The 12,467-nt window shown below is 63.0% G+C and carries 8 protein-coding genes, 3 pseudogenes and 1 other annotated feature; of the genes and pseudogenes, 8 read left to right on the forward strand and 3 right to left on the reverse strand.

Annotation, left to right across the window (positions count from 1 at the left end; genetic code table 11):
• Positions 1 to 661: 661 nt before the first annotated feature.
• The 4 genes from ADBZ5N_RS12725 to ADBZ5N_RS12740 all read left to right on the forward strand — a co-directional run bounded on the left by ADBZ5N_RS12725 (position 662) and on the right by ADBZ5N_RS12740 (position 4,929).
• Positions 662 to 1,360: a DUF4417 domain-containing protein gene (locus ADBZ5N_RS12725; protein ID WP_526257847.1), complete on the forward strand. Its 699-nt coding sequence runs from the start codon at positions 662 to 664 to the stop codon at positions 1,358 to 1,360.
• Between the two features lies 1 nt (position 1,361).
• Positions 1,362 to 1,751: a hypothetical protein gene (locus tag ADBZ5N_RS12730; protein WP_526257848.1), complete on the forward strand. Its 390-nt coding sequence runs from the start codon at positions 1,362 to 1,364 to the stop codon at positions 1,749 to 1,751.
• The gene (locus ADBZ5N_RS12735) at positions 1,748 to 2,326 is read left to right on the forward strand and encodes a hypothetical protein (RefSeq protein WP_526257849.1); all 579 of its coding nucleotides are present in this window, start codon (positions 1,748 to 1,750) and stop codon (positions 2,324 to 2,326) included. Before ADBZ5N_RS12730 ends, ADBZ5N_RS12735 begins: the two co-directional genes overlap by 4 nt.
• A 1,025-nt stretch (positions 2,327 to 3,351) precedes the next feature.
• The gene (locus tag ADBZ5N_RS12740) at positions 3,352 to 4,929 is read left to right on the forward strand and encodes an IS1634 family transposase (RefSeq protein ID WP_526257854.1); all 1,578 of its coding nucleotides are present in this window, start codon (positions 3,352 to 3,354) and stop codon (positions 4,927 to 4,929) included.
• A 20-nt stretch (positions 4,930 to 4,949) separates the two neighbouring features.
• Here the strand turns inward: ADBZ5N_RS12740 and ADBZ5N_RS12745 are convergent.
• Positions 4,950 to 5,544, reverse strand: a pseudogene (locus ADBZ5N_RS12745) (transposase); the annotation flags it as partial.
• A 46-nt stretch (positions 5,545 to 5,590) separates the two neighbouring features.
• On the opposite strand from ADBZ5N_RS12745, the pseudogene ADBZ5N_RS12750 reads away from it, so the two are divergent.
• Positions 5,591 to 5,929: pseudogene (locus tag ADBZ5N_RS12750) on the forward strand (integrase core domain-containing protein); the annotation flags it as partial.
• 402 nt (positions 5,930 to 6,331) lie between these two features.
• Here ADBZ5N_RS12750 and ADBZ5N_RS12755 read toward each other — a convergent pair.
• Complete coding sequence (locus tag ADBZ5N_RS12755; RefSeq protein ID WP_526257850.1) at positions 6,332 to 8,314, reverse strand: potassium transporter Kup; 1,983 nt, start codon at positions 8,312 to 8,314, stop codon at positions 6,332 to 6,334.
• 171 nt (positions 8,315 to 8,485) lie between these two features.
• Here ADBZ5N_RS12755 and ADBZ5N_RS12760 point away from each other — a divergent pair.
• The 3 genes and pseudogenes from ADBZ5N_RS12760 to ADBZ5N_RS12770 form a co-directional block, all read left to right on the forward strand.
• Positions 8,486 to 9,089: pseudogene (locus tag ADBZ5N_RS12760) on the forward strand (DDE-type integrase/transposase/recombinase); the annotation flags it as partial.
• Positions 8,489 to 8,620 (forward strand) — a sequence feature (AL1L pseudoknot). Its footprint overlaps the pseudogene before it by 132 nt.
• Before the next feature lie 237 nt (positions 9,090 to 9,326).
• A complete protein-coding gene (locus ADBZ5N_RS12765) occupies positions 9,327 to 12,065 on the forward strand; it encodes an MGH1-like glycoside hydrolase domain-containing protein (RefSeq protein WP_526257851.1) in 2,739 nt (912 codons plus the stop codon).
• Positions 12,066 to 12,083: 18 nt separating this feature from the next.
• Positions 12,084 to 12,257: a hypothetical protein gene (locus ADBZ5N_RS12770; RefSeq protein WP_526257852.1), complete on the forward strand. Its 174-nt coding sequence runs from the start codon at positions 12,084 to 12,086 to the stop codon at positions 12,255 to 12,257.
• Positions 12,258 to 12,277: 20 nt separating this feature from the next.
• On the opposite strand, the gene ADBZ5N_RS12775 is transcribed toward ADBZ5N_RS12770, so the two are convergent.
• On the reverse strand, positions 12,278 to 12,467 hold a 190-nt coding region (locus tag ADBZ5N_RS12775), incomplete at its 5' end, for a hypothetical protein (RefSeq protein ID WP_526257853.1).

Genomic DNA, 12,467 nt, shown 5'->3' on the forward strand with positions numbered 1-12,467 from the left:
AGACAGCCCAGCTAGGACGGCGTGGGATGGACTCGGGTGGAACCACGAAACGCCGCTGCTGGTGCCTGGGGGTCAAGTGGTCGCAGGTTCAAATCCTGTCAGCCCGACCAAAAAACTGGCTCTGAACAGCGGTTTTGCGTTCGACTTTACCTTCGTCTCAGGGGTCTGAAGTTGGTCTTGGGACCAATCTGAGACTAGTCGGTCGTCCGCGGCGGCCTGGAGCAGGCTTCCGACGGCATTATGCGCACGTTGTGCGCGCCACTGCACGTTAAGTGCGACTGTGCACGCGCAGAAACAACGGTGGATCCGAGCGCACTTGACCGCTGGTCAAGTGGGCCACCAGCGCCCCGTTGCCACAAGATGCTGTGCACGGGAATGGAGATAAGCCCCATATCTTGTGTTTCCTAAGGCGTGTCGCAGCCTGATCGGCATCGCCGTACCCGATACTGAAGTCACCTGACGCCCCCACCCTAGGCGTTGGGATGGTGGGGGCGGCCGATGCGAAAGAGCGAAATCGGCACGCAGAGAAAGGAATAGCCAATTAAACACGCACTACATAAATGCTGGGTGGGTGCCTGCAAGCACCCACCCAGCCAATCCCGACGGCAGCAACCGTCGAAAACGTCCGATCGGCGCGGCAAAGCTAAGAAGGGACTTTTGGATGGTAACCCGCCAACCCCATCTCCGTAGTAATGAAGGCCTCACCGAAGAAGTTCTCCGGACGCTCGTCATGGGCCTTCCGCCGTGGTTCCCGCTTGGAGCCGAGGTAGTTACCGACTATCAGATCCCGGTCTTGCCCCTCGTCCCAGTTGACGACCTGCCGACGGCGATGTTGGCCTACGACAAGATCGGGAAGGCGACTGAACGCCGGCTTGTACTCGCGAACTTCTACGTCGACGAGAGGAAATTGCGCCGACTGATCCGAAATCCGGAGCGGTTCATCTCCCAGTTCGAAGGGCTCTGGGGGATCACGTCTCCAGACTTCTCAATCTGGGATGAGGCGCCGCCACAATTTCGTGTCACGGCGACGTGGCTCAACCGGGCGCTCGGCCGTCTGTTCGCCGACCGTGGGATTCGGGTGGTGCCTAACCTGAGATGGTGTGATCACCGCGATTACGAACACTGCTTCGCAGGCGTTGAGCGGGGTTCGGTGGTCGCAATTTCTACCCACGGGCTATGGCGAGTGGGGAAGTTCCGCCACGGCTTCATCCGGGGCCTGTACGAGATGGTTGATCGGCTCGCCCCGCCGGTAGTTATCCTCCACGGGTCCGATCACCGCCACATTCGTCAGGCATTGGGTTCAGATGTCGAGGTCGTGCATTACCTGCCCGAACGTTCTCGCGTAAGGAAGGCCGCCTGAAGTGGGACCGCGAATCGGTGGCGGCGCAAATGTGCGGGCCCACAACGCAATCAAAGCGAGCATCGAACGACTGGCCGATCATTTCCCTGTATCACCGGGCGGGTACTTCGGCGACCCCGGAAAGAGCAGCAAGGTTCGAACGATCGCCTCCGTGGACCCGTACGCCACGGCGGAAAAGTTCTGGCGGCTTCTCAAGGGAAATCTGAAAGATGTGCGAACCGCGAACGGGAATGGTTCGCGGGTCGACTTTCCTGATCTTTCCGTCGCCGTGTATCGGCGGATCACAAGCACGAAGGGGAGTCCCGGCGTGACGCTCACTATAAAAACCAGTGGGTTAGGCGTAACCGGTTACCAGCGAATCCATTTCATTAAGAAGGGCGTCGACAAATGACATTCAACGCCATGTTTCACCTCACTGAGGGTTCCCTCGCGGCTTTGCGGTCGCTGAAGGGAAAGCGCTGGCGACTAGCGACTGGTAAGCCCGCACCGGAAAAGCCGGGCCATCACTTCTCATGGGACGACGTCATCGTCGCGACCGACGCCGGCGAAGTTCGCATTCACGCCGAATTGGCGGAGAGCGATTTTGAAGGCTACTCCGAAGAGTACGGCCAATTATCAGTGCACAGGGACTCCGAAGGACTGGCGAAAGCTCAACGGGAAGGACGCGTCTTTTTCCAACATGCAGGTGAGCAGATCACTGACGTATACGTGGTGCGGATCACGATCAGCCAGATAATGCACGGCGAGCCGACTTGGACCTTCAGCAGCGATTGCGGCGTGATTTTCCGCCTCACCGAAGGTGCTGCCGCAGTCTGCAAAATCGGTCACCATACCGATGCGCTTGACGTGTTCTTCGCCGATTCCGTCGAGGCGCTAGAGATCGACTACGGCTTCGACGAATGGGACGTGGCCAACGAGTTGGGAGAAGATTACGAAAGTTCTCACGAGCTGATTTTGATCGAATGAGGGGCGACCTCGTCGATATCGCGAACAAATTCGGCGAGATGCTCAGCGGCGACGTCAGCCTGTCTGCTCGCCGGTGGTTGGTTCTAGATAGTGCCGCGAATGAGTTCAGCTGCTTCTGTCATGTTGTATCGCGTAACGAGCAGCTCAACGAACTGTTCGACGGTCAGTGGTGGAACCATGAAACCGAGACAACATGGTCGTGATGGCATACCGCGCAACCGTAGGAGAGACGGCCACGGTGTTTGCGGCGAATTGGGCGGGGGATATGACCCGAAGCGGTGTCGGGATGCGTTGCGCAGGAAATTCTTTGAGGTTGCTGGTGACAATGACCTGCGCTCCGCCGACGAGCGCGGCGGCGACCACGTGTTCGTCATCTGGGTCCGGAAGTCCGAAAGTGCCATCGAGGGGTTCCCAGTGTCAACACGCGAGTCGTCGAAAGCCGTTGACATTTGGCCAATAAGGCGTTGCGACTTTCTCGCGGCTTGCGTCGGGTTCGCAGCCGCGGTCAATGAGTTTTCGAGCTTCGTGGAACTGCAGCTCGTCAAGGATGGCCGACGACCACAGCGGGCGGTAAAGGCCTTCGATCGCGAGGGAGAGCAGGAAGTCGCGCTGCAGACTGGGCCATAACACCGAAGTGTCAAGCAGGGCTGCGAACACGGTGCCGATTAGCCTGCAGCGCTTGTGGCGCGGCGCCGATCGGCGACACTTCGACGTGCCTCACGGAGCTGCCGTCGGACGGTCTCGGGGTCGTCGTCGGCATCGACCTCGATAGCGGTAGCTGCCAGGGCTTCGTACTGGCGGGTGCGGCGCTCTTCGCGATAGGCCAGGACGTCATCGAGCAGAAGGCGATGCCGATTGAACCATCCCCTGAGTTAGGACACCTCTGCGGGATTTCGCGGTCGGAATTGCTGTGAGCTGCGGATATGGTTCGCTGTCGGGGCGTTTTGGCTTACTAAGCGGGTAGGGTTCGGTGGGTGTTCGTGCGCAAAGTGCGCACCGCCTCGGGCGCGGTCGCGGTGCAGGTGATGCGCAAGGACGGCCGCCGTGACGTCGTCGTTGAGCATGTCGGCTCCGCCCATACCGACGCCGAACTGGGTGTTCTGTTGGAACGGGCCCGCCGGATCGCGACCGGGGATCAGGATGTCCTCGATTTCGAGGTGTCGGCCCGTGTGGCGCGGGTGGCTGATATCGCGGACTGGCGGACCGGCACGTTGACGTTGTCAGCGGGTGTGCCCAAGGGGGCGGTGGCACCCCCAGGGCGGACCGCGGCGACCAGTTCCCGATTGCTCTATGACGTGATCGGGGCGATCTATGACTGGGTCGGATTCGACATTGTCGATGATCCGGTGTTCCGGGACCTGGTGATCGCGCGGATCGTGGAGCCCACCAGCAAGCTCGATTCTCTGCGGGTGCTGGCCGATCTGGGCGCAGAACCGATGTCCTACAGAACAATTCAACGACACCTGGCGATGATCAACATCGGTGGATACCGTGATGCGATCGCGGTCCGCTGCTTCACACATGCGCAGAACCGGGGCGCGTTGAGCCTGCTGCTCTACGACGTGGCCACGCTGTATTTCGAGGCGGAGAACGAAGACGAGCTGCGCAAGGTCGGTTATTCCAAGGAGCGGCGGGTGGATCCGCAGATCGTGGTCGGTCTGCTGGTCGACCGCACCGGCTTCCCGTTGGAGATCGGCTGCTTTGAGGGCAACACCGCTGAGACGACCACCCTGGTGCCGATCATTACCGCCTTCGCTCAGCGCCACGACCTGACCGACATCCCGATGGTGGTCGCCGCCGACGCCGGCATGCTCTCCGCGGCCAACCTCGCCGCCCTCGACGATGCAGGATTGGGGTTCATCGTCGGATCACGGGCGGTCAAGGCCCCGATCGATCTGGCCAGCCATTTCCATTGGAACGGTGATGTTTTCACCGACGGTCAGATCATCGACACCGTCACACCCCGGCACGGCAACACCAAGGTCAACGACACCAACAAGCGCGCCGAACCGGTCTGGAACGCCGAGAAGCACCCCGGGGCGTGGCGGGCGATCTGGGCGTACTCAGCCAAACGCGCACGCCGTGACCAAAAGACCCTCTACGCCCAAGAGACCCGCGCCCGCGCGGTCATCAACGGTGAAAAGGCAGCCAAATCAACCCGATTCGTCAAGACCCATGCCGGTGATCGCATGCTGGATGAGGCCGCCCTCGCGCGGGCGCAATCACTGGTCGGATTGAAGGGCTACGTCACCAACCTCGACACCACCGTGATGGCGGCCGGCGAGGTCATCGCCAAGTACCACGACCTGTGGCACGTCGAACGCTCATTCCGCATGTCCAAAAGCGACCTACAAGCCCGGCCCATGTTCCACCGCACCCGCGACGCGATCGAAGCCCACCTGACCATCGTGTTCACCGCCCTAGCCGTGGCGCACTGCATCCAGGAACGCAGCGGACTCGCCATCGCCAACGTCATCAAGCAGCTCCGGCCGCTGCGCTCGGCGACCATCGCCATCAACGGCACCAGCCAGACCTTCCCGCCCGACATCCCCGAAGCCCAACGCGCCATCCTCGCCGGCCTGGGCATCAACATGGCTTACTAAGGCAAATGTCCTAAGTCGGGTGACCCAACGTCGGTCCTGGCGGCGGGTTTATTGCGGCCCTTGAAGTCCGGCGTGCCCGGTCCGTCGATGATTGTTCCGTCCTCGGCGTGAACCGCCCCGGCCAGGCGGTCCTGCACGTAGGCGCGCAACTGCGGGTTGGTCACCAGCTTCGCGGCCTTCGGCCTGCGGGAACGCAGTTCAGCTTTCCACTGCGCCACCGAGGCCCGGTAGACCATCCGGCCGGTGCGGGTGGCCGCGTTTCGATCCAATTCCCGCGAGATCGTCGACGGCGAGCGCCCCAGCATCGCGGCGATGTCGCGCACACCCCTCACCGCGTTCGCGCGCCAGCGCGATCTCCTCACGTTCAGCAAACGGCAGATACCGACCCGAGGGTGGCTCCAAGGCAACATTTGGCATGCCGCCACCCTGACGGAACAGCCGACACCCCACCGCCTCCGACACACCACACGCGGCCGAAGCGTCCGCGGTACTCAACCCCTCGGCGATCCGACCCCAGAACTCCCGCACCACATCACGTCGAGTCGGCGGCGCGCCCGGCGACCGCATCGCCGGCCTGCCCGACAACGTCACCATCCACGAACCGGAACGCTCCATCGAACACCCTCTCAGTCCCAGGGTGTTGCTTCCACCGATTGAACCCAGTCAGTACACGAGCGTGAAATTCGTTGAGAAACTGAGTCTTTCGGGCATCCGGCCATCAGTGGGCAGCGTCGGGGACGCCTTCGATAACGCCCAGGCCGAGACAACGATCGGACTCTACAAGAACGAATGCGTCCGCGCCGATTCACCGTTCCGTCGCGGCCCACTGAACACCGTCGGCGACGTCGAGTACATCACCGCCGATTACGTCGCCTGGTACAACCAGGACCGCCTCATGCACCGCCTCGGACGCATCCCACCCGCCGAAGCCGAAGCCCGCTACTATTCCCAACTCGTGACCGGCCGACCGGCCGGCTCACAGAACCCAGAGGGTGCATGAAACTCGGGACGCAGCCAGCAAACAGCCCCGGTAGGTCGCTTAGGCCGCCGGGGCTTTTTTGTCGTGGTCAGGCTGCGATCGTGCCTCGTCGGTAGCACCGGAATCGCGCCGGGTGATCGACGAGGCGACTGATCCGGCCCGGCTCGATGCGCTCCATGTAGGTGATGAAGCCGAGCACCAGGAGCACCAACTTCGAGAACTACCGCGTCCGAGCACTGCTCTACGCCGGCAAGCCCAACTGGCGGGTTCTCGGCTCCATCGTCGTCCAATGAACAGCACCCCGGCAAGATCCCCGGAGAGACGCAAAAAGTCCGCGCGGTGTGAGGAAACCGGGGATCTTCGGCCCGCCGCCGAGGATCGCGCACGTCGTCGTCTCCGGCATCCGCCAACCCTAACCGCGCGTCAGATCTCGATTCGGGCGCCGATGATGACGGTCCGGTCCATCGGCAACCCGAAGTACTCGGCGTCGGAGGTCATCCGGGAGATCGCGATGAACAAGCGCTTACGCCAGGCCGCCATCGTCGGATCCTCTCCGGCGTGCAGACTCACGTCGGAGAGGAAGTACGTGGCGTGGTCGATGTCGACCGGTCCCTGTGCCAGTGCGGGATCGACCAGTCGGAGTGCGGCGGGGACGTCCGGGCGTTCCATGTAGCCGACCCGAACCATCACGTAGAAGATGCCGTGATCGGGATAGCCGAGGTCCTCAACGGTGATGCGTTCGGCATCGGGCACTCGCGGTACCGGCTGGGTTTCCACCGAGACGATCATGACGTGCTCCTGCAACACGTGGATCCGATCGACGTTGGCCCGCATGGCCAGTGGGGCGGCCTCGCCGCCCCGGTTGAGGTACACCGCCGTGCCCGGCAACCGGGGCAGCGCCGGCGTGCGCTCGGCGAGGTCGCGGACGAAGTCGCGCAGCGGCCCGAGCTGCTCGGACCCCGGCGTGGGCGCCGGCGACTTGATCCTTCTCCGAGCCTGCTCCGCCGCCTTCTCCCTGGCGGCCAGGGCGACCTCGCGGCCGCGCCGCCAGGTGGTCATGACGGTGAAGCCGATCAGTCCGATCAGCAGCGGCAGCCACGCGCCGTGCAGCAGCTTGGTCAGGTTGGCCGCGAAGAACAGCAGGTCGACCGTCAGCAGGGCACCGCCGCCGAGGATGACCAGCCACAGCGGTACCCCCCACCGGATTCGTGCGATGTGTAGGAAGAGCAGCGTGGTGATGGTGATGGTCCCCGTCACCGCCATGCCGTAGGCGTAGCCGAGCGCCGCCGAACTGCGGAACGCCAAGACCAGAACGATGACCGCCACCATCAACAGGCCGTTGACCCACGGCACGTAGATCTGACCGATGGAGGACTCCGAGGTGTGCGCGATCCGCATCCGCGGCAGGTAGCCGACCTGGGCTGCCTGGGAGACCATCGAATACGCCCCGGTGATTACCGCCTGGGAAGCGATCACCGTCGCCACCGTGCACAGCACGATGATCGGAATCTGCGCCCAGCCGGGGAAGAGCATGAAGAACGGGGCCTTCACGTGGCTCTCGTCGCCGATGAGCAACGCGCCCTGCCCGAAGTAGTTGAGCACCAAGGCCGGCAACACCAGGCCCAACCACGCGAGGGTGATCGGCGCCCGGCCGAAGTGGCCCATGTCCGCAAACAGCGCCTCGGCCCCCGTGACCGCCAGGACGACAGCGGCCAGTGCGAAGAAGGCGATGTGGAAATGGCCGGCCATGAACTCGAGGGCGTAGAGCGGCGACAGTGCGCGCAGGATCTGCGGGTGGCCCATGATGCCGCGCACACCGGCGAACCCGATGACGACGAACCACAGGACCATCACCGGCCCGAAGAACCGGCCCACCGTCGCGGTTCCGTGGCGCTGCACCGAGAACAGTCCGGCGACGATGACCACGGTGATGGGCACCACGAGTTCGGCCAGTCCCGGATCGACGACCTTGAGGCCCTCGACGGCGGAGAGCACCGAGATCGCCGGAGTGATCATGCTGTCACCGAAAAACAGTGCCGCACCAAGGATTCCGAGGGTGGACAGCGCGGCGACGACGCGAGGACTGGACTTGTCCGCAAACCGGTGGACCTGGGTGATCAGGGCCATGACCCCGCCTTCGCCGTCATTGTCTGCCCGCATCACCAACATGACGTAGGTCAGTGTGACGATGGCCATCACCGACCAGAAGATCAGTGACACCACCCCGTAGACGTTGTTGATGTTGATCGGCACCGGATGTGGATCGCCGGGATTGAACACCGTCTGCAGTGTGTAGATCGGGCTGGTGCCGATATCACCGAACACAACCCCGAGTGCGCCCACGACAAGCCCGGCGCGCAGGCGTTGCGTCCCGGGATGAGACGTCGTGGGGATTTCGGTGGGCACTAGGCGACGATCGTATCCCCGCCACCCCGCCGGCCCCCGCCGAGATCTCCTTCGAGGATTGCGGGGCTGGTCGCAGCCGTTGCGGCCGTTGACGCCGTGCTGCCCGGGTGCACCGGCGTTAGCCGCACCGGCCCCGCCCGGGTGCACCGAAGCCGCCCCGGCTCTGAAACGAGCAGCGAGTTTCTTCGGGGCGGAGCTCGACCGCCAACACGAGAATTAGTCGAATTCATCGACGCCCACCGCGAGGAGTTCGGGGTCGAGCCCATCTGCACCGTCCTGCGATCAGCGGGGGTGTCGGTGGGCCCGAGCACCTACTACGCTGCCAAGTCCCGCCGCCCGTCGCAGCGGGCCTGCCGCGACGCAGTCCGGGGCCCAGCCCTGGTCGAGCTGTGGAAGGACAATTACTGCGTCTACGGGGCCCGCAAGCCAGGTCGCCCGGCTGATGCGGGCCAACGGCATCGAAGGGATCCGTCGCGGTAAACGAGTCCGCACCACCAAGGCCGACCTGAGCGCTGGGCGCCATCCCGATCTGGTCGGACGCGACTTCACCGCCACTGCCCCCAACCAGTTGTGGGTCACCGACCTGACCCACGTCCCCACCTGGGCCGGCGTGGCCTATGTCTGCTTCACCACTGAAGCGTTCAGTCCGATGATCGTCGGCTGGCGGGTCGCCTCCAATATGCGCACCACGATGGTCCTCGACGCCATTGAGATGGCGCGCTGGTCACGTGGAATCACCTTGCCGAGCTTGAGATGTCACTCCGATGCCGGAACGCTCCATCGAACACCCTCTCAGTCCCAGGGTGTTGCTTCCACCGATTGAACCCAGTCACTTCACCTCGATCCGGTAAGGCCAGCCGTGACCGTCTGCTCCCAGCCTATCGTGACCAGGCGAGCCTGTTCCTGCAGCAGACCCCCTCTACCGAGAATGAGTTGGATGGATTTGGGGCGTTGTACTTCGAGCTGGCTCGGAATGGCCGAACATAACCCCTCGTGGGAAGGACACAGTGTGATGGCCGAAGCGCAATCCAGCCGCCGCATCCCGTTGCTGGGACCGACTTCACGGGGGGAGACTGCCGAACAGGGTCGGTTGGATGCGTGCACCGCCGGGACCGAACCGTGGCAGGACTGGGGAACCTACCTGTCCGAACGGGCGTGGGGCACCGTGCGGGAGGACTATTCGGCGAACGGTGATGCTTGGAACTACTTCCCGTACGCCCATGCCCGGTCCCGCACCTACCGCTGGAATGAAGATGGCCTCGCCGGGTGGTGCGACCGGGCCCAGTACCTGTGCTTCGGGTGGGGCTTTTGGAACGGTGTTGACGACCACCTCAAGGAGCGTCCTTTCGGCCTGACCAACGAGCAGGGCAATCATGGTGAGGACGTCAAGGATTACTGGTTCTATACCGACAACACCCCTACCCATTCCTACGCTTCGGTGGTCTACAAGTACCCCCAAGATCGCTTTCCCTACGACGACCTCGTAGCGGTCAACCAGTCACGCAGTACAGAGGAACCTGAATACGAACTGTTCGACGCGCTGGAACCGATGTGGAGGGAAAGCCGCTACTTCGACATCACGGTGGAGTACGCAAAGGCCTCACCCAACGACATGGTGTGCCGAATGACTGCGGTCAATCGAGGCCCTCAGGACGCTCCGCTCACAGCGGCAGCCCAATGGTGGTTCCGGAACCTGTGGTCGTGGCAGTTCGGTGACGAGCCGCCGCGAATCGAACGCACCGCGCACGGTGCCACGTTCGACCATCCCAAGTTGGGGCGCTACTGGTGTTACGCCACAGCAGAGGGCGCCCCCACCCAGTGGATGTTCTGCGAGAACAACACCAACAACGAGGTCGTCTTCGGCACCGAGAATGCCTCGGCCTTTGTCAAGGACGGCGTCAACAACGCCGTCGTCCACGGGCGCCTAGACGGGGTTAATCAGGACGGGGGTAGCAAGGCAGCTGCGGTGGCCAGCACCGTAATCCCTGCGGGGGAGTCGTGGACCATGACGGTGCGTTTTTCGCCGACCGAGCTACCCGATGCATTCGGCGAAGCGGAGCAGATCCTCAACGATCGCCAGCGCGAGGCGGACGAGTACTACGCCTCCTGGCAGCGCCGGTCGTTGAGCGAGGACGAAAAACTCGTCCAACGCCAAGCCATCGCCGGTCTGCTGTGGAGCAAGCAGTTCTACAACTACCACGTGACCAGGTGGATGAAAGGTGACGAGACGATGCCGCCGCCACCACCGGAACGCTGGCGGGGGCGCAATGCCGACTGGCTGCACATCGTCAACGAGGATGTGCTGCTCATGCCCGATGCGTGGGAGTACCCGTGGTATGCCGCGTGGGACCTGGCCTTTCACGCGGTGACGTTGGCGATGGTGGATCCGGCGTTCGCAAAAAAGCAGATCATCTACATGCTGTCCAGCCTCTACCAGCACCCGCACGGTGAGGTGCCGGCATACGAGTGGGACTTCTCCAACACCAATCCGCCGACGTTGGCATGGGCTGCGTGGGAGGTGTACCTCCTCGATGCCGCAAGTAGCGGCGAACCCGACTTCGACTTCTTGGCGACGGCCTACCGCGGTCTGCTCACGTGCCTGACCAGTTGGCTCAACACCCAGGATCCGCTAGGTAAGAACCTCTACGCCGGTGGCTTTCTCGGCATGGACAACATCGGCGTGTTCAATCGTGATCATCCACTGCCCACCGGGGGGCAACTCGTGCAATCCGACGGCACCGCTTGGGTGGCCCAGATGGTGATCCAGATGGGTGAGATCGCCTTGGAATTGCGTCGCTACTACCCCGGCTACCTCAACGACATCGAGAAACTGCTGCTGGCCTTCGCGATCATGTCCAGTGCGCTGGAATCGGGCCGGGACGGGGTGAGTCTGTGGAACAGCGATGTGGGCTTCTACTGCGATGCGATCGTGCACCCCGACGGTAGCCATAACCAACTTGGGGTGGTGTCGATGCAGGCACTGATCCCGGTTCTAGCAACGGTAGCTGTGCCGGCGGTGGGCATCGCCAGGGATCCTGACTATCAGATGACCCCGGAGTTGATGCTGCTGCGCGAGAAGGTGCTCAAACACCACCCCGAGTTCAAAGGGTCTGTCGCTCTCACCCCAGACCAGGGTGATGGCTCGGCATTGTTGTTCGCCGCGGTCAAACCCGACCGCCTTCGGCGCATTCTGCAACGCATGGTGGACCCGGATGAGCTGCTGTCCGACTACGGGATCAGGTCGCTGTCTGCGGCCTATCGGGACCAGCCGTACACATTCTGGGTAGGTGAGGAGGCGCATACGTTGCCCTACTGGCCGGCGGAGTCGAAGAACAAGATGTTCGGTGGTAACTCCAACTGGCGGGGCCCGATCTGGTTCCCGATCAACCTGCTCCTCATCCAGTCGTTGCTCACCTACGATGCCTTCTTCGGGGACACGTTCACCATCGAATATCCCGCAGGCAGCGGTATCGAGGTCACGCTGGCGGAGGTGGCAGAGGACATCGCATCGCGGCTGATCAGCATCTTTGTTCGCGGTGACGATGGCCGCAGGGTGGTGCTCGGCGATCACGACTACTTCCAAAACGATGCGCACTGGCGGGACTTGGTCCCGTTCTACGAGTACTTCGATGGTGACGACGGGCACGGCTGCGGGGCGATGCATCAGACGGGGTGGACGGCAAGCGTGGCGATCCTAATGCAACTACGCGGGCAATTCCGCGAGACCCGGGCCGCCACTCGATCGTTCTAGCCCGCACCTACTCAGGCCTTGGCCCTCCCGGTGTGGAAGACCACGCTCGAAACCTCCTGGGAGAAAGCCCAAGTGCTCGACAAGGCGATTCGGGAGAAGCGGCAGCAGGTCGCGGATGACGGCCGCTTCGGCCTCAACACTGCGCTCGACGAGCCGTCGATGTCCAGTGCACGGTGTAGAACAACGGCCTGACCTGCACACGATGTGACGGTTCAGCTGTACAACAGGTACCCGGCCCGGCTTGCGCGGAACTGGGCGGCCGCCTGGTCCCAATCTGCCAGCAGCGGCGCGAGTTGATCGGCGTCTATCGCCAGGCGCACGCGATCTGATCCGGTGAGCAGGTCGATCGACGGCCCCCAGGCGAAGTCCTCCGGATGCTGTTTGCGGATCGTGTCAATGAGC

Source organism: Mycobacterium sp., from assembly GCF_044370595.1.
Classification (GTDB): domain Bacteria; phylum Actinomycetota; class Actinomycetes; order Mycobacteriales; family Mycobacteriaceae; genus Mycobacterium.